The organism is Variovorax sp. OK212 (genome assembly GCF_900112425.1).
Lineage (GTDB): Bacteria > Pseudomonadota > Gammaproteobacteria > Burkholderiales > Burkholderiaceae_C > Variovorax.
On record NZ_FOLP01000001.1, the window covers coordinates 63,081 to 86,312 of the forward strand.

The window sequence follows — 23,232 nt, forward strand, 5'->3', positions numbered from 1 at the left end:
GCAGGCCGGCCGCGGCGCCGCGCCACCGCACCCAATGAAATCAACGACTTAGCACCGCCTGCGGCCCATGCCGGCCGTGGCATGTCGATTGCTGAGTGATCCGGCCGGCCGTGCCTCCCGTTGCGAGCCCGGCCACGAGACTGGAGACACACCATGAGCACCCCCGCGGAACAACCGAACACACCCAAGCCCTTCTACAAGTCCCTGTACCTGCAGGTCATCACGGCCATCGTGCTGGGCGTGCTGCTCGGGCACTTCTACCCCGACACCGGCGCCTCGATGAAGCCGCTGGGCGACGGCTTCATCAAGCTGATCAAGATGATCATCGCGCCGATCATCTTCTGCACGGTGGTGGTGGGCATCGCCGGCATGGAAGACATGAAGAAGGTCGGCAAGACCGGCGGGCTGGCGCTGCTGTACTTCGAGATCGTGAGCAGCATCGCGCTGGTGGTGGGCCTCGTGATCATCAACATCGTGCGGCCCGGCGCCGGCATGAACGTCGACGTGACGCAGCTCGACACCAAGGGCATCGCGGCCTACACCGGCCCCGGCAAGATGCAGAGCACCACCGACTTCGTGCTCAACATCATTCCCAACACGCTGGTCGATGCCTTCGCCAAGGGCGAGATCCTGCAGGTGCTGCTGATCGCGGTGATGTTCGGCTTCGCGCTGCACCGCTTCGGCGGGCGCGGCACGCTGGTGTTCGACGTGATCGAGAAGGGCTCGCACGTGCTCTTCGTGATCGTCGGCTACATCATGAAGCTCGCGCCCATCGGTGCCTTCGGCGCCATGGCCTTCACCATCGGCAAATACGGCGTGAGTTCGCTGCTGCAGCTGGGCCAGCTGATGGTCACGTTCTACGCCACCTGCCTGCTGTTCATCTTCGTGGTGCTCGGAGGCATCGCCAGGTTCCACGGCTTCAGCATCTGGAAGTTCATCAAGTACATCAAGGAAGAGCTGCTGATCGTGCTGGGCACCTCGTCCAGCGAATCGGTGCTGCCGCGCTTGATGGCCAAGCTGGAGAACCTGGGCGCGAAGAAGTCGGTGGTCGGCCTGGTGGTGCCCACGGGCTACTCGTTCAACCTCGACGGCACCTCGATCTACCTGACCATGGCGGCCGTGTTCATCGCGCAGGCGACCAACACCGACATGACCCTCACGCAGCAGCTCACGCTGCTGGCCGTGCTGCTGCTCACCTCGAAGGGCGCCGCGGGCGTCACGGGCAGCGGCTTCATCGTGCTGGCGGCCACGCTGTCGGCGGTGGGCCACGTGCCGGTGGCGGGGCTGGCGCTGATCCTGGGCATCGACCGCTTCATGTCGGAAGCGCGCGCGCTGACCAACCTGATCGGCAACGGCGTGGCCACGATCGTGGTGGCCAAGTGGACCGGCGACCTCGACACCGTGCGCATGCACCAGCACCTGAACCAGGAAAGCGCGGCGGAAGCCGACGAGCCCGAGCGCGTGCTCGACGCCACCGAAGTGCGGATGCCGAAGCAGGCCTGAACGCGCACCTGAACGCATAGCGGCCCGGGCCTTCGCGGACCGGGCCCGGCCAGAAAAGAAGAGGAGGGCGCGGCCCTCCCCGGGGTCATCGGGCTGCCACTGATGCGGGCGGCCCGGCCTTGTGCAATAACGCTCTCATGATTCCAAGGGAGCCGGTTCGCCGCATCGATGTACCCGCCGACCCCCCGCGGGGCTGGCGCGGCCTGCCGCGCTGGCTGGGCGCACTGGCGCTGGTGGCGGTGGCCGCCTTTGCCGGCTACCAGCTCGCCATGCAGGCCGGCCTGGCGCGACTGCGCGAGGCGGCCGAGCACCGGCTGGACATGCTCGCCACCGGCCTGGACGCCGACCTGGCCCGCTTCGACTACCTGCCCGCGCTGCTGGAGATGACGCCCATCGTGCCGGCGCTGCTCGGCACGCCCTCCGACATGCAGCTGCGCGACGCGGTCAACCGCTACCTCGACGGCGTCAATGCCACGGCGGGCGCCGAGATGCTCTACGTGCTGGACGGCGGCGGCACCTCGCTGGCCGCCTCCGACTGGGACAAGCCCGGCACCACGCTGGGCCAGGACCTGTCGTTCCGCCCCTACGTGATCGACGCGCTGGGCCAGGGCCGCGGCCGCTTCTACGGCGTGGGCATCACCAGCAAGCGGCCGGGCTACTACCTGTCGTATGCGCTGCGGCGCGGCCAGCCGCAGCGCGGCGTGGTGGCGGTCAAGGTGAACCTGGAGGAGGCCGAGCGCGCCTGGCGCAAGCTGCCGGGCGACGTGGCGCTGATCGACCAGCGCGGCGTGGTGATATTGGTCACGCGGGAAGACCTGAAGTTCAGGCCGCTGCTGCCGCTCGATGCCGCGCAGCGCGCCGAGGTGCTGCGCTCGCGCCCCTATGGCGAGGCCAGCCTGCAGCCGCTGCAGTGGACGCAGAAGGAATCGCTCGACCGCGACGTGCAGGTGATCTCGCTGGACGGACGCGACCAGCTCGCCACCGCCCGCACGCTGCGCGGCGCGCCCTGGCAGCTGATGGTGCTCGACGACCTGGCGCCGGTGCGCGTGGCCGCGCGCAACACGGCCATCACCGCCACGCTCGCGATGACGGTGCTGCTGCTGGTGGCCGTCGCGCTGTGGCAGCGCCGCCGCGCGGTGCGCCAGAAGCTGGCCGACCAGGCCGCGCTGCAGGCCGCGCACGACACGCTCGAGTCGACCGTGGTGGCGCGCACCGCGCAGCTGCGCGCCGCGCAGGGCGAGCTGGTGCACGCGGGCAAGATGGCCGCGCTGGGCCAGATGTCGGCCGGCGTGGTGCACGAACTCAACCAGCCGCTCACGGCCATGCGCACGCTGTCGGAGAGCGCCGGCATCCTGCTCGACAGGAACCGGCTGGACGATGTGCGCGGCAACCTCGAGCGCATCCGCAACATGGTCGACCGGTTGGCGCGCCTGACCTCGCAGCTCAAGACCTTCGCGCACAAGAGCGAGCTGCCGCTGGCGCCGCTGCTGCTGTCGCAGGCCATTGCCGACGCGCAGGTGATCGTGGCCGACGCCTCGAAGAAGGTGCGCGTCACCGTCCAGGTCGACGTGCAGCCCGCCACGCTGAGCGTCATGGCCGAGGAGGCCGCGCTGGGCAGCGTGCTGGCCAACCTGATGCGCAACGCCATCGACGCCATGCAGGACGCGCCGCTGCGCACGCTGCGGCTGGAGGCGCGGCACAAGGGCGGCCCGGCGGCCGATGCCGACGGCCGCGTGCTGCTGAGCGTGACCGACACCGGCCCCGGCATCCACCCCGACATCCTGCCGCGCCTGTTCGAGCCCTTCGTGACCCGCAAGCCCGCGGGGTCGGGGCTGGGCCTGGGCCTCGTCATCTCGGCACAATTGGTGCGGGCCATGGACGGCACGCTGCGCGCGGCCAACCTGGAGACCGGCGGGGCATGCTTCGTGATCGACCTGCCCGCCGCCATTGCCGTGATACACAACCCGCCTGTCCCTTGCGCCGTTTCTGTTTCCCCAGATTCCCCCCTTTCCATTGCACAACAGGAGTGATCCCCCCGTGAGCGAAGCCCCCGCCATCCGGGTGATGCTGGTCGAGGACGACGAAGACGTCCGCGTCAGCACCACCCAGGTGCTGACCCTGGCCGGTTTCGAGGTCGAGTCCTTTCCCAGCGTCGAACGCGCGCGTGCGCACATCGGCTTCGGCGTGCCCGCCATCGTGATCAGCGACGTGCGCCTGCCCGGCATGAGCGGCACCGAGTGGCTGCCCGAGCTGAAGCAGGCCGACCCCGAGCTGCCCGTGATCCTGGTCACCGGCCACGGCCACATCGCGATGGCCGTGCAGGCCATGCGCGAAGGCGCCTACGACTTCATCGAGAAGCCCTTCAGCTCCGAGCGGCTGGTGGCCATCGTGCGCCATGCCATCGAGCGCCGCCAGCTCACGCTGCAGGTGCGCGCGCTGCGCGACGCGCTGGAGAACTGGCAAGGCATCCAGTCGGTGCTGATCGGCCGTTCGGCGCAGATGCAGCAGGTGCGCCAGACCGTGAAGACGCTGGCCGAGACCTCGGCCGACGTGCTGGTCTACGGCGAGACCGGCACCGGCAAGGAGCTGGTGGCGCGCTGCCTGCACGAGCACAGCGCGCGCCGGCGCCAGCACTTCGTGCCGCTGAACTGCGGCGGCCTGCCCGAGGCGCTGGCCGAGAGCGAGCTGTTCGGCCACGAGGCCGGCGCCTTCACCGGCGCCAACCGCGCGCGCGTGGGCAAGTTCGAATACGCCAGCGGCGGCACGCTGTTCCTCGACGAGATCGAGAGCATGCCGATGGCGGTGCAGATCAAGCTGCTGCGCGCGCTGCAGGAGCGCAGCATCGAGCGCATCGGCTCCAACAAGACCATTCCCTTCGACTGCCGCGTGGTGGCCGCCAGCAAGGACGACCTGAAGGAAATGAGCGACCGGCAGAAGTTCAGGGCCGACCTGTACTACCGCCTGGGCGTGGCCTTCATCGAGCTGCCGCCGCTGCGCGAGCGGCGCGAGGACATCCCGCTGCTGTTCGAGCACTTCACGCTGGAGGCCGCGCGCCGCTACGAGCGCCCCGCGCCGCTCTTGAGCCACGCGCAGCTGGCCGACCTCATGGCCTACGCCTGGCCCGGCAACGTGCGCGAGCTGCGCAACGTGGCCGACCGCTTTGTGCTGGGGCTGCTCGGCGAGCGGCTCACGCTGGCACGTGGCGGTGGTGGCAGCAGTGCGGAAGGCGTGCCGGCGCTGCCGCGCGGGCTGCCGCAGCAGGTCGAGTCGTTCGAGCGCGCGGTGATCGTCGAGGAGCTGCGCCGCCAGCGCGGCGACCAGCCGGCCACGGCGGCCGCGCTGGGCATCGCGCGCCAGACGCTGCACGACAAGGTGCGCAAGCTGGGCGTGGCGGTGGACGAGTTCAAGTAGGCCAGCCGACCTGGGCGCTGGCCTCGGCTGGTGCTCAGCGCAGCAGCAGCTTCATCATCCGCGCGAAGGTCTTGCCGTAGGGCGGGCGGAACAGGCCCACGCCGTTGAACGCCGACTGGTGAAAGATCGGCTTGAGCTTCGAGAAGGTCTGGAAGCCGTACTCGCCGTGGTACGAGCCCATGCCGCTCGCGCCGACGCCGCCGAAGGGCAGGTCGTCCTGCGCGACGTGCATCAGCGTCTCGTTGATCGACACGCCGCCGGCCACCGTGCCGTGCATCACGCGCTCGATGGTGGCGCGGTCTTTCTCGAACAGGTAGAGCGCCAGCGGGCGCGGCCGCGCGTTGACATAGGCAATGGCTTCGCCGATGTCGGTGCCCTTGTACGTGAGCACCGGCAGCAGCGGGCCGAAGATCTCTTCCTGCATCACGCGCATGCCGTCGTGCACGCCGGTCAGCAGCACCGGCGGAAAGCAGCGCGTGGCGGCGTCGGGCGCCGTGGCGCACAGCGGCTGCGCGGTGGCGCCCTGCTGCACGGCCGTGGCCTCGAGCTCCTGCAGCCGCGCGAAGTGGCGCGGGCTCACGATGCTGGTGTAGTCGGCGTTGCCCGCCATCGACGGGTACATGGCCGCGAACACGCGACGCGCCGCGTCGGCGAAGCGCTGTTGCTGGCCTTCGGGCAGCAGCACGTAGTCGGGCGCGATGCAGGTCTGGCCCGCGTTGAGCGTCTTGCCCACGAGGATGCGCTCGACGGCCTTGTCGAAGTTGGCGCCGGGCCCGACGATCGCGGGCGACTTGCCGCCGAGCTCCAGCGTCACCGGCGTGAGGTTCTCGCTGGCGGCGCGCATCACGTGGTGGCCGACGGCGGTGGAGCCGGTGAACAGCAGGTGGTCGAAGGGCAGGGCGGAGAACGCGCGCGCGGCCTCGGCGTCGCCGTTGACCACGAGGATCTCGTCGGGCGCGAAGCTCTTGCGCACCAGCGCGGCGAACAGCTCGGCGAAGCGCGGCGTGTATTCCGACTGCTTCACCATCACGCGGTTGCCCGCGGCCAGCGCCGCGGTCATCGGTCCCACCGCGAGGTACAGCGGGTAGTTCCAAGGCACCACGATGCCGACCACGCTCAGCGGCTGCGGCATGAGGCGCGACGACGCCGGCTTGAACCACAGGCCGGTGGCGCGGCGCTTCACGCGCATCCAGCGCTTGCCGTGGCGCAGCGCATGGTCGATGCCCTCGAGCGAGGGGAACAGCTCGGCGAGCTCGGTTTCCTGCACGGCGCGGTTGTGGAAGTCGGCGCTGATGGCCGCGGCGATTTCCGCGCGATGGTCCAGCATCAGCGCGCGCAGCCGCTTCAGGCGGTCGGCGCGTTCAGGCCAGGGCGGCGTGGGGGTGCGCAGGCTTGCGGCGCGCAGGGCATCGAAGCCCTGGCGCATGTGGTGTTGCGTCATGGCTTCGTGCGTCATCGGCTTCAGCTCGCCGAAACAGGTGCAGGGGGCGCGGGCTCGACCGGCAGCGCGCGCTTGTGCGCGCTCTTGCGGTGGGTCGAGAGAATGATCTCGCGCGCCCTGGCCGACACCGGCTTGCCTTCGAGGAAGTCGTCGATCTGCTCGTAGGTGACGCCGAAGGCGTCTTCGTCGGGCTTGCCCGGCACCAGCGACTCGAGGTCGGCCGTCGGTACCTTGTAGACCAGCGTGTCGGGCGCGCCCAGCAGCTGCGCCACCGCGCGCACGCGGCGCTTGTTGAGGCCTGTGAGCGGCGTGATGTCGGCCGCGCCGTCGCCGAACTTGGTGAAGAAGCCCATCAGCGCCTCGGCCGCGTGGTCGGTGCCGATGACGATGCCGTCGTGCGCGCCGGCCACCGCGAACTGCGCCACCATGCGCTCGCGCGCCTTGATGTTGCCGAGCACGAAGTCTTCGTGCGCCGCGTCGCGGAACTTCAGGTCGCCGGCCTTCAGCGCGGCCAGCATGCCGTCGGCCGCGGGGCGGATGTCGACGGTGACGGTGCGGTCGGGCTTCATCACCGCGAGCGAGGCCTGCGCCTCGGCTTCGTCCTTCTGCACGCCGTAGGGCAGGCGCATGGCGATGAAGGTGGCGTCGTGGCCTGCGGCGCGCAGCTTCTCGACGGCGCGCTGCGCGAGGCAGCCGGCGGTCAGCGAATCGACACCGCCGCTGATGCCCAGCACCAGCGTCTTCAGGCCGGTCTGCTTCAGGTAGCCGGCGAGAAAGTCGACGCGGCGCGCCAGTTCCTTCGCGGCATCGAAGACGGGCGCGACATGCAGGGCCGCGATGATTTCACGTTGCGTGGCGTCGGCAGGGGTGAGGTCTTCGCTCATGGTGTGGAACGGCGTGTGAGGAATGAAGAGGGTCAGAAGTCGACGAGGCTCAGGCCGATGCTCAGCACCGTGCGCTTGCGGTTGTAGTCCACCAGCGTGTCGCCGTAGCCCGAGAACAGCTGCGTGTGGAAGCGCAGGTTGCTCTTGGTCGGGTCGCCGATGGCCTTGAGCCACTCGAGGCGGATCGAGCCGCGGCCGCTGTCGCGCAGGTTGTTGCGCACCGTGATGCCGAACTGGTTGTCGCGGTTGAAGTTCCAGCGGCCCGTGACTTCGGCGCGGCCGATGTAGTCGGCGATGTCGGGGTTGTCGTCCTTGGCGGCGTTCTCGGAAATGCGCTTCCAGATGCGCCCGGTGATGGTGAAGCGGTCGTCCAGCTCGGCGCCGCCCATCAGGTACACGCGGTTCCAGCTGCGCGACAGCGGCAGCGTCTGGCCGTTCGACTGGTGCACGATGCCCAGGCCCGCGTAGCGCCAGCGCCAGCCGCCCGGCAGCTTGAAGTCGGTCGGGTAGACGTACATCAGCTCGGGTTCGTGGTCGGTGGTGCGGAAGGGCCGCGAGATGGCGCCGTTGAACAGCTGCCAGGTCGACTGCTGGCTGTAGGCGAACCACAGCGAGTCTTTCTTGGCCGGGTCGTTCTGCGTGAGCAGGCCCTGCGCGAGCTTGGTGCGCACCGACAGGCCGATGCGCATCTCGTTGGCCTGGTAGGCCACCGGGTCGGCGGTGTGGTCGGCCGAGGGCGAGGTCGGCGTCTCGGGCCGCTTGGTGGCGGCCGAGACCGACACGTTCAGCGGCCGGTAGCCGCGAAAGCCGAAGGTGCCGCAGTCGGTGGCGTTCTCCAGTTCCCAGAAGCGCGAGAGCGTGGAGTACTGGCGGTCGCGGCAGCCTTCGGTGGTGGCCACCGAGACCACGCGCGTGGCCGGGATCGAGGCGTCCACCGGCGGTGCCTGCGTGCTCGCGAGCACGGGCGGCGCCACGGGCACCGACACCGGCGGCAGCGTCTGCTGCTGTGCCCAGCGGTCGAAGCAGGCCAGGCGCGCTTCGTTGTTGGCGCCCAGCGCACTGCACTGCTGCCAGGTGAGCTGCGCGTCGGCCAGCGGGCTGGCGGGCTTGTCGACGGCCTGCGCGTGCGCGCCGGCCGCGCCGCCCAGGCAGGCAGCCACCGCCGCGAGCGCACTGAATCTGAAACGAGGGGATCGTGGGGTCTTCATTGCTTTCCTTGCGGTGCGGCCGGAACGACCGTCTTGCTGAGCACGAACGGATGAACGCTCTCGTCGGCGGCGTTGCGCCACGTGCCCCTGAACTCGCGGCCGCACGAACCGGCCTGGAGCTTGCCCGACCAGACGCCGCTGATGGCGCGCCCGTCGAGCGATTCGTCGATGGACAGGGCGCCTTCGTCGTCGACGTCGCCCGCGAGTTGCGCCACGGTGGGCCGGGCGGCGTTGGATGCGTTGCGCGAGATGGTGCCGCGCACGCCTTCGTAGTCGGGGTGCTTGCCCAGCTGCACGGCGGCCACGGCGGGCAGGCCGTCGAAGCGCGCCTCCCAGCGGCCGTAGAGCGCCTGCGCGGGCAGGTCGCGTGCGTCGGTGGCGTCGGTGGGGCAGTCGGCAGTGCGGCCGTTGCTCCCGGTGCCTGCGCAGCCGGCCAGCAGGGCCGCGCCGGCCAGCAGCGCGGCGCTGAGCGTGGTGCGCGCCGCCGTCATGGCGCCGCCGCGGCGGCGGCCGCCTTGGCCGCGCTGTCCTGGGCCTTGCGCGCGAACTCGGCGCGCAGCGCCTTGAGCTTTTCGCGCGGGTCTTCCTTGATGGTTTCCTTGTTCAGGCCCATCTCGGCGATGAAGCGGCTCGGAATGCAGGGCACCATCTCGCGGCCCTGCTTGCGCTTCTTGGTCCAGCTCACGGCCAGGCTGCGCTGGGCGCGGGTGATGCCCACGTACATCAGGCGGCGCTCTTCCTGCAGGCGCTGCTGGGTCTCGTCGCTCACCACCTGCTGGCGGCCGTTGTCGTCGTCGAGCTTGAAGGGCAGGAGGCCCTCGCTCACGCCGATCAGCATCACGTGCGGCCACTCCAGGCCCTTGGAGGCGTGCAGGGTCGACAGCGTGACCACGTCCTGGTCCTGCTCGCGCTCGCTGATGGTGGACAGCAGCGAGATGGTCTGCGCCACCTCGAGCAGGCTCTTGCGCTCGGTCTCGATGTTGCTGTCGGCACCCGAGGTGTCGTCCAGCGTGCCGCCGGCGCGCTGCGACATCCAGTCGACGAACTCCAGCACGTTGGTCCAGCGCGAGGCCGCGGCGGCCTCGCTGTCTTCGCCGTCGTACAGGTGCTTCTCGTAGTCGATCTCCTTCAGCCAGTCGAGCATGAAGGTGCGCGAGTCTTCGGCGCCCATGGTGCGGCGCGCGCGGTATTCCAGGTCGTTGATGTAGCGGCCGAACTCGTGGATGCCCTCGAGCGTGCGCTTGGGCATCACGCTGGGCAGCGAGGGGCTGAACAGCGCCTCGAACAGGCTCAGCTTGTACTGGCTCGCGAAGGTGCCCAGGCTGGCCAGCGTGGTGTGGCCGATGCCGCGCTTGGGCGTGGTGATGGCACGCAGGAACGCGGGGTCGTCGTCGTTGTTGACCCACAGGCGGAACCACCCGCACAGGTCTTTGATTTCGGCGCGGTCGAAGAAGCTCTGGCCGCCCGAGACCTTGTACGGGATCTGCGCCTTGCGCAGCGCCTGCTCGAACACGCGCGCCTGGTGGTTGGCGCGGTACAGGATGGCGAAGTCGCGGAACTCCTTGTACTGCTTGCCCTGCGTGAGCGAGTCGCCCGCGCGGATGCTGACGATGCGCGCCACCGCGCGCTCGGCCTCGTGCAGCTCGCTGTCGGCGTCCACGATGCGCACCGGCTCGCCTTCGCCGAGTTCGGAGAACAGCGTCTTGGGAAACAGCTTGGGGTTGGGGCCGATCACGTTGTTGGCCGCGCGCAGGATGGCGCTGGTGGAGCGGTAGTTCTGCTCCAGCTTGATGACCTTCAGCGCGGGGTAGTCGACCGGCAGCTTGCGCAGGTTGTCCAGCGTGGCGCCGCGCCAGCCGTAGATCGACTGGTCGTCGTCGCCCACCGCGGTGAACTGGCCCTTCTCGCCGGCCAGGGCCTTCAGCACGTCGTACTGGGTGGCGTTGGTGTCCTGGTATTCGTCCACCAGGATGTGGCCCAGCGCGGCCTGCCACTTGGCGCGCACCTCGGGAAATTCGTAGAGCAGCTTCAGCGGCATGCCGATCAGGTCGTCGAAGTCGACGCTCTGGTAGGCCTGCAGGCGCTCTTCGTAGCGGCCCATGATCTTGGCGGTGATGCGCTCGTTGTCGTCGGCGGCCTGGGCCTCGGCCTGCGCCGCGTTCAGGCCCATGTTCTTCCACTTGCTGATGGTCCACTGCCAGATGCGGGCGGTGGCCGCGTCGGTGGTGCCGCCGGCGTCCTTGAGGATCTTGGTGACGTCGTCGGAGTCCAGGATGCTGAAGGCCTTCTTCAGGCCGAGCACCGCGCCGTCTTCGCGCATCATGCGCACGCCCAGCGCGTGGAAGGTGCAGACCACGACCTTGCGCGCGTCCTTGCCGATGAGGTCCTTGGCGCGCTCGCGCATTTCCGCGGCGGCCTTGTTGGTGAAGGTGATGGCCGCGATGCGCTGCGGCTCGAGGCCGGCCTGGATCAGCCGGCCGATCTTGTGAGTGATCACCCGCGTCTTGCCGGAGCCTGCGCCTGCAAGCACCAGGCAGGGACCGTGCATGTAGTTGACAGCTTCTTGCTGCGCGAGATTGAGACCGTGAGACATGGGGGATGGGGAACCGGAAGCCGCCCGGCGGAGCCGCGGACGGGAAAAGCGTGAAAGCGCGCAATGATACGGGGACCGCCCTTCCCGGGGCTGTAGGCCGTCCGCCCCTCTGTACGGCTGCTGCAGCCGCTGCGAGACCCCTCTGGCAGGCATGACAATCGGCGGGTGCTGCCTGTATTCCTTGTTACTTTCCCTTTCTTCGCGTTGATCGCCGCAGGGTACGCCGCCGCCCGCGCGCGCATCCTGCCGCTGGACGCGATTCCCGGCCTCAACGCCTTCGTGCTGTATTTCGCGCTGCCGTGCATGCTGCTGCGCTTCGGCGCGGGCACGCCCATCGGCCAACTGCTGGACGGCAGCGTCGCACTGGTCTGGGGCGTCTGCGCGCTGGCGGTGGTGGCGGGCGTGGTGATGTTCACGCGCAATGCGCGCATCGGCTGGAACGACGCGGCCTTCGGCGCGCTGGTGGCGGCGTTTCCCAACACCGGCTTCATGGGCGTGCCGCTGCTGGTGGCCATCCTCGGGGCGCAGGCGGCGGGGCCGATGATCATCACGATCGCCTTCGACCTGGTCGTGACCTCCTCGCTGTGCATCGCGCTGTCGCGGCTGGACGGCGCCCTGGGCCCGGCGGGTGCAGGCCGCCAGGGCGCCATGCTGGCGGCGCGCAAGGCGCTGCGCGGCATCCTGGTCAACCCGATGCCGTGGTCGATCCTGCTGGGCGTGCTGCTGTCGGCCGCGCGCTGGAAGCTGCCCGGCCCGCTCGAGCGCACGGTCGCGATGCTGGCCGACGCGGCCTCGCCGGTGGCGCTGTTCACCATCGGCGCGGTGCTGGCGCGTTCGGCGCTGGTGGCGCGCGAGCACGGCGCCAGCGAGGCGGTGGCGCAGGCCATGGGCACCGGGCTGAAGGCCGCGCCCAAGGCGCCGTGGGCCGACGTGCTGCCGGTGGTGGCCGTGAAGCTGCTGGTGCACCCGCTGATGGTGTGGGGCCTCGGGCTCGGCGCCATGGCGCTGGGGCTGCCGCTGTCGCATGCGGCGCTGGTGGCGATCGTGCTGGTGGCGGCGCTGCCGAGCGCCAGCAACGTGTCGATGCTGGCCGAGCGCTTCGGCGCGGACAACGGGCGCATCGCCCGCATCATCCTGTGGACGACGGTGGTGGCGTTCTTCAGCTTCCCGCTGGCCGTGGGCCTGCTGAACTGATCAGGGGGTCAGCACGCCCAGCTTGTACGGGTCGGCATCCGGCAGGCGCTCGCACTTGGAGAAGTCGCGGCCCTGCGTGCCGTCGCAGTAGTAGGTGTTGTAGACGCGGCCGAACAGCGTCGGGCTGGCGGTGAAGAGCACGCCGTGCTCGGGTTGCCAGTTGTCCTTGGGCGACGCCGGGGCGCCGGCCTCGATCGGCTTGGCCATGGCGGCAGGGGTGGCGGATGCAACAGACGAGACAGGCGTGGCGGACGTGGCCGAGGGCGTGAAGTCGGCCAGCGTCTTGTGGGTTTCGTCGCCGCGCCAGCGCACCGCGAGTTCGGCCGCCGTGGGCCGCACCGCCACCGGCAGCAGGATGCCGTTGACCTGCCCGCCGTAGCCGAAGCGGTGCGTCTTGCCCGCGAGGAAGGCATAGGCGCAGGCCGCCATGCACTGGCCCCGCACCTCGGTCTGCACGCCGCTCGCGCGGATGGCGTCGGCATAGGCGCCGGCCGCTTCGGCGGTGCCGCCGGACGAGTCTTCGAAGACCACGGTGTGGACGGTGCCGCTGGCGAGCTGGTCGGTGAATTCCTTGATGGCGGTGCCGTCGAGCATGCCCGACACCACCAGCCGGCTGCCCTGCAGGCCCAGTTCGGCCGCGTGGGCCGGCTGCGAGGAAAGAGCAAGGCCCGCGATGCACGCGCCGGCGCCGGCGAGCGACGCGACGGACAGAACCCAACCAGACATGGACGGCGGTTTCATGGCGACCTTTGAGGACCTGGCCCCGCGGCACCCCAAGGGAACCCCACGGGAGATGAGCGGAACATGCTTCGAACGCGAAACCCGCGGCGAGTTCGCGCCGTTACAGCTTGTGCAGCGCCAGGGGATGCGTCAACTGTTTTTTCACAAATTTTCGGGTAGTCCGGGCAGGCCGTAAGGCATAGAGGCCGCTATGCCATCAGGTGAATGCTTGTGTTTGCAGAACCGCTGCTACAGTGTCCCCAAGTCAAAGGTGTGAATAGGGGCGCGCGATGGCAATTCTGGTTCGCATCCTTCTGTGGTTGTCCTGGCTCGCAGCAGTCGGGTGGTTGTGGCATGTCGGCAAGTTCGGCACCGCCACCGCGATAGCGCTCGCCGCGCTGAGCCTCGTCGTGTTCGCCTGGCCGGCGAGCATCGCGCGGCGAAGGCACAACGAGCTGCGCTATGTCGACATGGGCAAGGAGCCCACGGGCTACCACTGAAACCGCGGTCTGTCGGTCGGTGACCGGACTGCGCAGCCCGCTCAGGACGCGGGCTGCTGCAGGCGCTGGAACTCGTGGCGCTTCATGGCCATGTAGTCGGTGCGCTCCAGTTCGTGCAGCTGTTGCGCGTACTGTTCGGTGGCGTCGAACCACTCGCCCAGGCGCTGTTCGAGCTGGCCCGGCGCGGGCGCATCCAGGTAGCTGTCGATCGCCAGGTAGTAGCGCATGGTGTTGCGCTCGACCACGCCGCGCACGCCTCCGATGAACCCGCCACCGTCGGCCTGGCCCAGGCGCGTGAACCCCACCTTGTCGCTGCCCAGCGTGGCCAGGTAGCCCTTCATCGCGAGCCGCGCGGCGGTGCCGTAGGCATAGGCGTAGCTCATGTGCAGCGCGGTCTTGCCGTTGTCCGCGGGCGCGGCCTCCAGCTCGATGTCGTAGTCGCGCGTGGACAGCGGCCCGCTGGCCGCGCTCAGCCGCACGTGCAGGTAGTCCGCGTCGGCCTTGCGCACGCTGTAGGCGAAGTCGAGCTTCTGCGCGTCCGACAGCGGCTGGTCGAACTTGCGGCCGGCCGCCACGGCCAGCCCCGCGCCGCCGCTTTTCACGGCGCAGTGCTTGATGTTGAGGTGCAGCATCAGCACCTGGCACCACGCGGCCGGCTCGCGCAGCGCGCTGTTCACGCGCTCGAACGGATGGCCGACCAGCGCGTAGACATCGCCGCTCAAGCGGTCGGATGCTTCGTTCGATTCGATGGTGAGCGGCCGCTTGAAGGCATTGCGCGCCAGTTGCGGCGCGAGCGATTGCAGCTTGGTGCGCAGCGCGGCCGCGCCGTCGGTGGCGGTGGCGGCGGTAGCGGTGGCGGGTTGCGCCATGGCGCTGCGCGGCGTGAACGCCAGGGCCGCCGCCAGCCACATCAGCCCGAGGCAGAGACTGAGGCCGAAGCGCCGGGCCGCGTGGGTGGCCGTGCAGGTGCCCCCGTAGGTGCCCGCGCGTGTGGCCGGAATCGAAATGTCGTGTGTATCCATCGCCCGCAGGCTGGGCGCGCACCCTGCGCGCCCGTGCAGGACAACCCGCTCAGATGCTGTGCGGATCGACGTCGACCAGCCAGCGGATCACGCCCTTGCCCTCGGGCGTGCGCCGCAGGTCGTGCAGCAGCGGCTGCCAGCCCGCCAGCAGCCGCTGCAGCGCGGCGCGCGAGGGGCTTTCGATGAGCATCTGCGCGCGCTCCACGTTGGCCACGCGCTGGATCGTGAGCGGCACGGCCGGGTAGCGCGTGACCAGGTCGGCGCCCGGCAGCGCCTCGGCCTGGTCGGCGGCGGTGTTCAGGAAGGCCTGCGCCACCGACTGCTCGCGCGCGTCGGCGCGCAGCAGCGCCTGGAACGCGAAGGGCGGCATGGCGGCGGCGCGGCGCTCGTCAAGCTGCTGCTGCGCGAAGGCGGCGTAGTCGTGCTTGCGCAACGCCGTGAACAGCGGGTGCTGCGCGTGGTGGGTCTGGATCCACATCTCGGCCTTGGCGCCCTGCGCCGCCAGGTAGGCGGCGTCGCGGCCCGCGCGGCCGGCCGACTGCATCAGCAGGCTGAACAGGCGTTCGGGCGCACGGAAGTCGCTGGAGAACAGCGCGCCGTCGGGGTTCACCGCGGCCACCAGCGTGATGCGGCGGAAGTCGTGGCCCTTGGCGATCATCTGCGTGCCGACCAGCACGTCGACCTCGCCCGCGTGCACCGCCGCGAGCTGCGATTCGAGCGCGCCTTGTTTTTTGGTGCTGTCGGCGTCGATGCGGGCGATGCGCACCGCGCTGCCGTCCGCGTGCTTCACCGCGGCGAACAGCTCGGCCAGGTGCTCCTCGAGCCGCTCGGTGCCGCGGCCCACGGGCGCGATGTCGGGGTTGCCGCAGGCCGGGCACGCGCGCGGCACGCGTTCGGTGAAGCCGCAGTGGTGGCAGCGCAGCGTGCGGTCGATCTTGTGGAACACCCGGAAGGCGCTGCAGTGCGGGCATTCGCTCTTCCAGCCGCAGTCGCCGCAGGCCAGCACCGGCGCATAGCCGCGCCGGTTCAGGAAGATCATGCTCTGCTCGCCGCGCGCGATGCGCTGGCCGATGGCGTCGAGCAGCGCGCCCGAGATCACCGTCTTCGGCGGCTGCAGGTTCATGTCGACCAGCCGCACGGCCGGCAGCGCGCCCGCGCCGATGCGCGAAGGCATGGCCAGGCGCACATAGCGCCCGCCCGGGTCGTCGCCTTCGGCGGGGCGGCTCTGGTGCCAGCTTTCGAGCGAGGGCGTGGCCGAGCCCAGGATCACCTTGGCCTTTTCGCGCTGGCCGCGCCACACGGCGAGGTCGCGCGCGGAGTAGCGGGCGCCTTCCTGCTGCTTGTAGCTGGGGTCGTGCTCCTCGTCGACCACCACCAGCTTCAGCCCCGGAATCGACGCGAACACCGCCATGCGCGTGCCCAGCACGATGCGCGCCGCGCCGCTGTGCGCGGCCAGCCAGCTCGCCAGCCGCTGCGGGTTGGTCATGCCGCTGTGCAGCGACACCACCGCCTCGTCGCCGAAGCGGGCCTTGAAGCGGGCTTCGAGTTGGGGCGTGAGGTTGATCTCGGGCACCATCACCAGCGCCTGGGCGTTTGCGTCGCGCGCCAGCAGGCCGGCCACGCAGCGCAGGTAGACCTCGGTCTTGCCGCTGCCCGTGCTGCCGACCAGCAGGAAGGTGCCGGTTTCGGCCTCGATACGGGCCAACGCGGCCGTCTGCTCTGCGCTCAGTGCTATCAAATTCGACGACTCGGCGGTCTCGGCCACCGGCCCCGCCGTGGTCTTGCGCTTGAGCCGGCGCGCCAGCTGCGTGGTCGTCAGGTCGCGCAACTGCGGCGGCAGCGCGGCCAGCGCGATCTCGCCGATCGAGCGCTGGTAGTAGCGCGCGGCAAAGGCCACCAGGTCGCGCCAGGCCTCGCCCAGCGGGTCGAGCGCGTCCAGCGCGGCGCCCACGGGCTTGAGCGCCATGTCGGGCTCGGTGCCTTCCAGCGACACCGGCTCGTTCCACACCACGCCCAGCACCTCGCGCTTGCCCAGCGGCACGCGCACCAGCGTGCCGGGCGGCATCGGCTCGGCGCCGGCGTAGCTCAGCAGGTCGCCCAAGGCGGCGTGCGCGGGGGTCTGCACCGCGATGTCTAGCCGCCACGGCAGGGCCGGCGGCTGACCGTTCGTCGGCTGGGCGGCGTCGTCGAGAGGAAGGCCGGGGGTGGAGATGGGTGTCCTTCTTGGCAAGGTTTGTTAATGCGACTTTGAGCAACGCTACTTAAGTCGTTGATTTTTCAGTGCTTTGGAAGCCATCCAGAGTTTCTGTGGATAACTTTGTTGACAAGACGGCGCCGCGCGCCGCGAAGCCTTGCAAATCAAGGCTCTGGCTGGAATGCCCGGAAAAAAAGCAAAATTCAAATCCTATATAAATCAACAACTTGGCGGTGCTATTGGTTTGAGAGCGGAAGAGGTGGCAGCCCCCGCAATCTTGCGCAGTGCAGCACGGGTTTTGTGCATAAGTCGGGACCCATATACCGTTTTTGCACTTGACAAACCGCCCGGGACCGATTTTCGGGGCCGCCCGGCGGCCTGCGCCGGGCGTTCCTCCGGTGCCCCGAGGCACCTTGGTGTGACAGTCTCAACCGCGCGCGGCGCGCATGCTTCGCGAACGGTCGTGCACCGCCTGCACCAGCGCCGACACGTGGTCCGGCGGCGTGAACTGGCTGATGCCGTGGCCCAGGTTGAAGATGTGGGTCGGCCCGGCGGTCGTGCGGTCGGTGTGCGGTGCGCCGAAGGCCTGCAGCACCTTGGCCACCTCGGCCTCGATCTGCGCGGGCGGCGCGAACAGCACGTTCGGATCGATGTTGCCCTGCAGTGCCTTGACCTGGCCGTCGGTGCCTTCGGCGACCTGCTTGCGCGCCGATGCCAGGTTCACGGTCCAGTCGACGCCGAGCACTTCGCAGTCCAGCGCGCGCATGGCGTCGAGCCACAGACCGCCGCCCTTGGTGAACACGATGCGCGGCACCGGCTGGCCGTCGGCGCCGGTGCGCTTCAGGCCGGCCAGCACGCGGGCCGTGTAGGCGAGGCTGAATTCCTGGAACGCGCCGTCGGCCAGCACGCCGCCCCAGCTGTCGAAGATCATCACGGCCTGCGCGCCCGCGTCGATCTGGGCGTTGAGGTACGCGGCCACCGAGTCGGCGTTCACCGCGAGGATGCGGTGCATCAGGTCGGGGCGGCCGTACAGCATGCTCTTCACCAGCCGGTAGTCGCTGGAGCCCGCGCCTTCGACCATGTAGCAAGCCAGCGTCCACGGGCTGCCCGAGAAGCCGATCAGCGGCACGCGGCCGTCCAGCGCCTTGCGGATCGACGCCACCGCGTCGAACACGTAGCGCAGTTTCTGCATGTCGGGAATCTCCAGCGCCGCCACGGCCGCCTCGTCGCGCACCGGGCGCGCGAAACGCGGGCCTTCGCCGGCCTCGAACGACAGGCCCAGGCCCATGGCGTCGGGCACCGTGAGGATGTCGGAGAACAGGATCGCCGCGTCCAGCGGGTAGCGTGCGAGCGGTTGCAGCGTGACCTCGGTGGCGTAGTCGGTGTTGGTCGCCAGCCCCATGAAGGTGCCGGCCTTGGCGCGCGTGGCCACGTATTCAGGGAGGTAGCGGCCGGCCTGGCGCATCAGCCAGACGGGCGTGTGGTCGGTGGCCTGGCGCCAGCAGGCTCGCAGGAACGTGTCGTTTTTCAGGGGGGCGAAGGGCATCGGGCGATTGTCGCAGGGGTGTGTCCCGGGGGCTGTGTCTGGACGCAGCGTTCGGGGAGACGGCTCAGGCTGCGGATTTTTCGCTGAAGACCTCGGTCATCAGGCGAGGATGGCTTCGGGCCAGGATACCGCTCGATCGCCATTCCGCCTTCGGTGCGGCACGAGGCCAGAAGCAGGTCGGTGCCGGAGATCGAGGGACGCCCGGCGCAGTGCATTGCCACTTCGTCAGCCGCGGCGGGCTGAAATTGCAGCAGAAGGAGCAACGCCAGTGCGGACATCCTCGAACTCATCGTTCAGCCGGATCCAACATGCGCGACATCGACGACTTCCTTGACAGGAGAGGAGGTCGCGGCAGTTTGCGAGGGCCTGCCAGGCTCACACTGCTAACAATAGTCACCCTGCCCGAAGCCTTCACGCCCATCGTCCGCGAGCGTGAAAGGCGGCATGCCTGTATCGGCATGCCCGCAGGCTCCAACCAGGACGCTCAAGCCGGCACGCCCACCGTGGGCGCTCTCGCGTTGCGCCGGTACAGCACCAGCGTCGCCACCAGTCCGCAGATGGCCGCCGCCGTCATCCACAACCCCGGCGCGCCCTTGTCGCCGGTCATCTCGATCAGCCCCGTCGCAATCGCCGGCGTGAAGCCGCCGAACAGCGCGGTCGCGAGGCTGTACGCCAGCGAGAAGCCGGCGGTGCGCACGTTCACCGGCATCACCTCGGTCAGCGCCACCACCATCGCGCCGTTGTAGCTCGCGTAGAGGAACGACAGCCACAGCTCCACCTCGAGCATGCGCGTGAAGCTCGGCGCGCCCACCAGCCATTTGAGCGACGGGTACGCGGTGAGGATGGTCAGCACGGTGAACACGATCAGCAGCGGCTTGCGGCCCACGCGGTCCGACAGGGCGCCCATGATCGGCAGCCAGATGAAGTTGGAGACGGCCACGCACAGCGTGACGACCAGCGCGTCGGTGGTGCTCAGGTGCAGCACGGCCTTGCCGAAGGTGGGCGTGTAGACGGTGATCAGGTAGAACGACACGGTGGTCATCGACACCAGCATCATCCCGGCCACCACCAGGCCCCAGTTGGCCACCATCGACTGGAAGATCTCGCGCGCGTCGGGGCGGTGCTTGCGCGCCATGAACTCCTCGGTCTCCTGCAGCGAGCGGCGGATGATGAACAGCACCGGCACGATCAGGCAGCCCACGAAGAAGGGCACGCGCCAGTAGAAGTCGCCGATCTCCTGCGAGGTGAAGGTCACGTTGAGCCAGTAGCCGAGCGCGGCCGCCACGACGATGGCCACCTGCTGGCTGGCCGACTGCCAGCTCACGTAGAAGCCCTTGTGGCCCGGCGTGGCCATCTCCGACAGGTAGACCGACACGCCGCCCAGCTCCACGCCGGCCGAAAAACCCTGCAGCAGCCGGCCGATGAGCACCAGCAGCGGCGCGGCCAGGCCGATGGTGGCGTACGACGGCACGCAGGCGATGAGCAGCGTGCCGACGGCCATCAGCGCGAGCGTGACGATCAGGCCCTTGCGGCGGCCGACGCGGTCGACGTACGCGCCCAGGAAGATCGCGCCCAGCGGGCGCATCAGGAAGCCCGCGCCGAAGGTCATGAAGGTGAGCATGAGCGAGGCGAACTCGTTGCCCGCGGGGAAGAACGCCTTCGAGATCTGCGTGGCGTAGAAGCCGAACAGGAAGAAGTCGAACATCTCCATGAAGTTGCCGCCGGTCACGCGCAGGACGGTGGCGACTTTCGAGGAGGAAGCGGTGCCCGAGGCGGCGTGGCCGGGCGCGCGTTGCTGCGCTGTGCTCATGGTGTTGTCCCCTGTGGCGTTTGTGGTCGCCAAGGGTAGGGCGGGCTTCCCGACCGTGGCCTGACCGTGGTGGTCAGGTAGCTGTCACTGCCGCGCCGCGCCTGTCATGCCCGCGTGTCACGCCCATCGTTCACGCCCGCCTTTCACGCTTGGCGAGGCGTGCGTCTCGCCGCGCTCAGGTCTTGTATTTGATCGAGCACCCGTACGGCCGCGTGCTGGCCGTCGATATCGGCTTGCCGCCGAAGGCCTCGCCCAGCGCCTGGTTCACGTAGTTGGTGGCGGTCTTGATGTCGTCCGCCCGCGCCGACGCGATGCTGTCGATGCCGCCCGCGTACACCAGCGTGCCCTTGGGGTCGATGATGAAGATGTGCGGCGTGGTGCGCGCGCCGTAGACCTGGCCGATCACGCCGTCCTCGTCCATCAGCACCGCGGTGGGCGCACCCTTGTGCGACTTCATCCACGCGTCGAGCGCGTCGGCCTTCAGGTAGTCGGTGGCGGCGCGCTCGGTGGAGTTGATGGCCAGCCACACCACGCCCTTGTCGGTCGCGGCCTTCTGGGTGGCGGGCATGTTGCCGCTGCCGTAGTGCTTGCGCACGAAGGGGCAGCCGGGGTTGGTCCACTCGAGCACCACGAACTTGCCCGCGAAATCGGACAGCTTGTGCTTGGCGCCGGTGGTGTCGACGGCCACGAAGTCGGGCGCCTGCTGGCCCACCGTGGGGGCGGCAGCGGCATTGGTGCCCATCAGGAAGGTGGCGCCCAGCGCCACTGCGGCGGCAACGACGGCACGGCGCGAGGCCCGGCTCAGGGCGGCGCGGGCATGGCGCGCGGCACGCAGGGAACGCGAGTCGGCGGTTGGCGAAAGAGACATGGCCAGCTTGAACTCCAAAGAAAAATTCCAAACAACAACTGCAGCTTAGAACGGTTTCTTCAAGTGCTTGTGACAACCCATGTCACGCAGGTGGTCAAAGCGCGGCGAGCGCGGCGCGGACTTCGTCCTTGCCCAGGATCTCGGTCAGCACGACCGGCGGCTTGCCCGGCGCCTGCAGCACGTACACCGGCACGCCGCTGCGGCCCAGCGCCGTCAGCGCGGCGGTGATGGCCGGGTCGCGGCGGGTCCAGTCGGCGCGCAGCATGGCGACCTTCTTGGCGTCGAAGTCGGCCAGCACCTGCGCGTCGGACAGCGTGCTCTTCTTGTTGTACTGGCATGTGACACACCAGGCCGCGGTGAAGTCGATAAACACGGGCTGCCCGGCGTCCGACAGCGCGGCGACGCGATCGGCCGACCATGGCTGCCAGCGCTGGCCGGCGGCGCCCTTTGCCGCAGCCGAAGCCAGTTGCGCGGGCTCAACGACTTGCAACACATTGCGCCCGATGGCCGCGGTCAGCACGGCGGTGAAGGCGATCAGCAGGCCGGCAATCACCACCCGCGTGCGCCCGCTCAGCGTGAGCGCCCAGACGATGGCGGCCAGGCACACCAGCAGCGCCAGCAGCGTGCCCGCGCCGTCGATGCCGCTTTGCTGGCCCAGCACCCACACCAGCCACGCCACGGTGGCGAACATCGGGAACGCGAGCAGGCGGCGCAGCGTGTGCATCCACGGGCCCGGCTTGGGCAGCAGCCGCGCGATGGCGGGCACGAAGCCGGCCACCAGGTAAGGCAGCGCCAGCCCGAAGCCCAGCGCGGCGAACAGCAGCAGCGCCTGCGCGGCCGGCAGGCCGATGGCGAAGCCCAGCGACACGCCCATGAAAGGCGCGGTGCAGGGCGATGCGATGACCACGGCCAGCACGCCCGAGAGGAAGTCGTTGGCCAGCGGATGCTTGGCCTGCGCGCTGCACACCGACGACGGGGCGGCGCGGCCGAACTCGAACACGCCCACCAGGTTCAGGCCGATCAGCGTGAACAGCGCCGCCAGGGCCGCCACCACGCCGGGCGACTGCAACTGGAAGCCCCAGCCCAGCCCGGCGCCGGCCGCGCGCAGCGCCAGCATGGCGCCGCCCAGCGCAAGGAACGACAGCATCACGCCGCCGGTGTAGGCCAGGCCCGCCTTGCGGTGCGCGCTGTCGTTGCCGGCCTGCCGCGCGAAGCCCAGCACCTTGATCGCGAGGATCGGGAACACGCAGGGCATCAGGTTGAGCAGCAGGCCGCCGAGCAGGGCGCCGAAAAGGGCGGCCAGGAAGGTGGTGGAGGAGGGCGCGGGCAGTTCGGTCGATGACGCCGCGGCGCTTGTGGCACTGGCCGCGTTGGCGGTCAGCGCCGCCTGCAGCGCCGGCGACACCTCGGCGCGCGGCGCCGCGGAGGGCCAGGTGCCCGACACCGGCGCCTCGGCGCGCCAGGCGACCGGCTGGCCGGCCTGCCGGTCGGCTTCGGCCAGCGCCACCACCACCGGCATCGTCGTGGGGCTCTCGCTGCGCTGGTCGGCCAGCGGGATCGAGGCGGTCCACACGCCGTTGTCCCAGGATTGGGTCCAGTCCTTGCCGGAGACGGCCGCGGTGCGGATCACCTCGGGGGTCTCGGGGAAGAAGCCCAGCGTCTTGCCCTGCACGGCGGCGGGCAGGCCTTCGAGGCGCACCTTGAGGTTGTGGCCCTCGACCTGCACGGTGCCGGGCTTGGCCAGCGGCTGGGGTTGCGCGGCGGCGGCGGTGTCGAAATCGGCCTTGTGCAGCGCGGTGGAGCCCTGCAGCGGCAGCGACAGCGAGAACGTGCCTTCTTCCGGAATGCACTCCTTGCGGCAGACCAGCCAGGAGGCCTTGAGCTGGATGTCCATGGCCGGCGTTGTGCCCATGGTGACCGGCGGCTTGTACAGCGTGGACACCTCCAGCGGCACCGGCAGCAGCACGGTGTTCTCGTAGCCGTAGTTGGCGAGGTTGCCGACCGCGATCTTCTCGGGCACCGGCCAGGCGATCTCGCCGGTCGACACGCCGGCGGGCAGCGTCCACGTCATTTCGGTGGGCAGGCCCGAGTCGCCGGCATTCTTCCAATAGGTGTGCCACTCGGGCTGGTGCGTGATCTGCAGGCCGACCCACACCGGGGCGCCGGGCGTCACGCCGTCGGGCGCGTGCGCGATCAGTTCGGCGCGCACATGGGGCGTGGTGACCACGGCCCCCGCCTTCGGCGCCACGGGGGAAGCCGATTGCGCGGCAGCCGGCATGCTGGCTGCCGCGGTTGCTATCAGAAGCGTAGCGAAATGGATGCGCGAAAAGATCATGCC

General features: G+C 69.6%; 17 protein-coding genes. 5 read left to right on the forward strand and 12 right to left on the reverse strand.

What is annotated here, in order from left to right; all coding sequences use genetic code 11:
* Positions 1 to 153: 153 nt before the first annotated feature.
* The 3 genes from BM004_RS00205 to BM004_RS00215 all read left to right on the forward strand — a co-directional run bounded on the left by BM004_RS00205 (position 154) and on the right by BM004_RS00215 (position 4,914).
* Entirely contained in the window at positions 154 to 1,503 is a 1,350-nt protein-coding gene (locus tag BM004_RS00205) for a dicarboxylate/amino acid:cation symporter (protein WP_093210521.1), read from the forward strand.
* Between the two features lie 137 nt (positions 1,504 to 1,640).
* Complete coding sequence (locus BM004_RS00210; protein ID WP_093210523.1) at positions 1,641 to 3,533, forward strand: sensor histidine kinase; 1,893 nt, start codon at positions 1,641 to 1,643, stop codon at positions 3,531 to 3,533.
* Positions 3,534 to 3,540: 7 nt separating this feature from the next.
* The gene (locus BM004_RS00215; protein WP_093210525.1) at positions 3,541 to 4,914 is read left to right on the forward strand and encodes a sigma-54-dependent transcriptional regulator; all 1,374 of its coding nucleotides are present in this window, start codon (positions 3,541 to 3,543) and stop codon (positions 4,912 to 4,914) included.
* 34 nt (positions 4,915 to 4,948) lie between these two features.
* On the opposite strand, the gene BM004_RS00220 is transcribed toward BM004_RS00215, so the two are convergent.
* The 5 genes from BM004_RS00220 to BM004_RS00240 are packed head-to-tail and all read right to left on the reverse strand — an operon-like array spanning position 4,949 to position 11,040.
* Entirely contained in the window at positions 4,949 to 6,370 is a 1,422-nt protein-coding gene (locus tag BM004_RS00220; RefSeq protein WP_256219730.1) for a coniferyl aldehyde dehydrogenase, read from the reverse strand.
* 5 nt (positions 6,371 to 6,375) lie between these two features.
* Positions 6,376 to 7,239, reverse strand: a complete 864-nt coding sequence (gene nadE, locus BM004_RS00225) for an ammonia-dependent NAD(+) synthetase (RefSeq protein ID WP_093210527.1) — start codon at positions 7,237 to 7,239, stop codon at positions 6,376 to 6,378.
* A 32-nt stretch (positions 7,240 to 7,271) separates the two neighbouring features.
* Positions 7,272 to 8,447 carry a phospholipase A gene (locus tag BM004_RS00230; RefSeq protein WP_093126649.1) on the reverse strand — a complete coding sequence of 392 codons (1,176 nt, stop codon included), beginning with the start codon at positions 8,445 to 8,447 and terminating at the stop codon, positions 7,272 to 7,274.
* Positions 8,444 to 8,938: a hypothetical protein gene (locus BM004_RS00235; RefSeq protein ID WP_093210529.1), complete on the reverse strand. Its 495-nt coding sequence runs from the start codon at positions 8,936 to 8,938 to the stop codon at positions 8,444 to 8,446. Before BM004_RS00235 ends, BM004_RS00230 begins: the two co-directional genes overlap by 4 nt.
* A complete protein-coding gene (locus BM004_RS00240; protein WP_093126645.1) occupies positions 8,935 to 11,040 on the reverse strand; it encodes an ATP-dependent helicase in 2,106 nt (701 codons plus the stop codon). Before BM004_RS00240 ends, BM004_RS00235 begins: the two co-directional genes overlap by 4 nt.
* 165 nt (positions 11,041 to 11,205) lie before the next feature.
* Here BM004_RS00240 and BM004_RS00245 point away from each other — a divergent pair, with 165 nt between their 5' ends.
* Positions 11,206 to 12,234 carry an AEC family transporter gene (locus BM004_RS00245; protein WP_093210531.1) on the forward strand — a complete coding sequence of 343 codons (1,029 nt, stop codon included), beginning with the start codon at positions 11,206 to 11,208 and terminating at the stop codon, positions 12,232 to 12,234.
* Here BM004_RS00245 and BM004_RS00250 read toward each other — a convergent pair whose 3' ends face one another.
* Complete coding sequence (locus BM004_RS00250) at positions 12,235 to 12,960, reverse strand: hypothetical protein (protein ID WP_256219731.1); 726 nt, start codon at positions 12,958 to 12,960, stop codon at positions 12,235 to 12,237.
* Between the two features lie 284 nt (positions 12,961 to 13,244).
* Between BM004_RS00250 and BM004_RS00255 the strand changes: the two genes are divergently transcribed.
* Complete coding sequence (locus BM004_RS00255; RefSeq protein ID WP_093126632.1) at positions 13,245 to 13,454, forward strand: hypothetical protein; 210 nt, start codon at positions 13,245 to 13,247, stop codon at positions 13,452 to 13,454.
* Positions 13,455 to 13,495: 41 nt separating this feature from the next.
* Here BM004_RS00255 and BM004_RS00260 read toward each other — a convergent pair whose 3' ends face one another.
* The 6 genes from BM004_RS00260 to BM004_RS00285 form a co-directional block, all read right to left on the reverse strand.
* Positions 13,496 to 14,476: a hypothetical protein gene (locus BM004_RS00260; RefSeq protein ID WP_256219732.1), complete on the reverse strand. Its 981-nt coding sequence runs from the start codon at positions 14,474 to 14,476 to the stop codon at positions 13,496 to 13,498.
* A gap of 49 nt (positions 14,477 to 14,525) precedes the next feature.
* A complete protein-coding gene (priA, locus tag BM004_RS00265; protein WP_256219803.1) occupies positions 14,526 to 16,625 on the reverse strand; it encodes a replication restart helicase PriA in 2,100 nt (699 codons plus the stop codon).
* Positions 16,626 to 17,097: 472 nt separating this feature from the next.
* Positions 17,098 to 18,216, reverse strand: a complete 1,119-nt coding sequence (gene hemE / locus BM004_RS00270) for a uroporphyrinogen decarboxylase (RefSeq protein WP_093210535.1) — start codon at positions 18,214 to 18,216, stop codon at positions 17,098 to 17,100.
* Positions 18,217 to 18,700: 484 nt separating this feature from the next.
* Complete coding sequence (locus BM004_RS00275; protein ID WP_093126613.1) at positions 18,701 to 20,026, reverse strand: MFS transporter; 1,326 nt, start codon at positions 20,024 to 20,026, stop codon at positions 18,701 to 18,703.
* A gap of 175 nt (positions 20,027 to 20,201) precedes the next feature.
* Complete coding sequence (locus BM004_RS00280) at positions 20,202 to 20,894, reverse strand: thioredoxin family protein (protein WP_177206283.1); 693 nt, start codon at positions 20,892 to 20,894, stop codon at positions 20,202 to 20,204.
* 94 nt (positions 20,895 to 20,988) lie between these two features.
* On the reverse strand, positions 20,989 to 23,229 hold the full coding sequence (locus BM004_RS00285) for a protein-disulfide reductase DsbD family protein (RefSeq protein ID WP_177206285.1): 2,241 nt from the start codon (positions 23,227 to 23,229) through the stop codon (positions 20,989 to 20,991).
* Between the last annotated feature and the right edge of the window lie 3 nt (positions 23,230 to 23,232).

Excerpts from the sequence above, each read along its gene's own strand:
- BM004_RS00250 (WP_256219731.1), bottom strand. The coding sequence starts at position 12,960 with ATGTCTGGTTGGGTTCTGTCCGTCGCGTCGCTCGCCGGCGCCGGCGCG.
- BM004_RS00210 (WP_093210523.1), top strand. The coding sequence starts at position 1,641 with ATGATTCCAAGGGAGCCGGTTCGCCGCATCGATGTACCCGCCGACCCC.
- BM004_RS00205 (WP_093210521.1), top strand. The coding sequence starts at position 154 with ATGAGCACCCCCGCGGAACAACCGAACACACCCAAGCCCTTCTACAAG.
- BM004_RS00235 (WP_093210529.1), bottom strand. The coding sequence starts at position 8,938 with ATGACGGCGGCGCGCACCACGCTCAGCGCCGCGCTGCTGGCCGGCGCG.
- BM004_RS00240 (WP_093126645.1), bottom strand. The coding sequence starts at position 11,040 with ATGTCTCACGGTCTCAATCTCGCGCAGCAAGAAGCTGTCAACTACATG.
- hemE (WP_093210535.1), bottom strand. The coding sequence starts at position 18,216 with ATGCCCTTCGCCCCCCTGAAAAACGACACGTTCCTGCGAGCCTGCTGG.
- BM004_RS00260 (WP_256219732.1), bottom strand. The coding sequence starts at position 14,476 with ATGGATACACACGACATTTCGATTCCGGCCACACGCGCGGGCACCTAC.
- BM004_RS00285 (WP_177206285.1), bottom strand. The coding sequence starts at position 23,229 with ATGATCTTTTCGCGCATCCATTTCGCTACGCTTCTGATAGCAACCGCG.
- BM004_RS00280 (WP_177206283.1), bottom strand. The coding sequence starts at position 20,894 with ATGTCTCTTTCGCCAACCGCCGACTCGCGTTCCCTGCGTGCCGCGCGC.
- BM004_RS00220 (WP_256219730.1), bottom strand. The coding sequence starts at position 6,370 with ATGACGCACGAAGCCATGACGCAACACCACATGCGCCAGGGCTTCGAT.
- BM004_RS00230 (WP_093126649.1), bottom strand. The coding sequence starts at position 8,447 with ATGAAGACCCCACGATCCCCTCGTTTCAGATTCAGTGCGCTCGCGGCG.
- BM004_RS00275 (WP_093126613.1), bottom strand. The coding sequence starts at position 20,026 with ATGAGCACAGCGCAGCAACGCGCGCCCGGCCACGCCGCCTCGGGCACC.
- nadE (WP_093210527.1), bottom strand. The coding sequence starts at position 7,239 with ATGAGCGAAGACCTCACCCCTGCCGACGCCACGCAACGTGAAATCATC.
- BM004_RS00255 (WP_093126632.1), top strand. The coding sequence starts at position 13,245 with ATGGCAATTCTGGTTCGCATCCTTCTGTGGTTGTCCTGGCTCGCAGCA.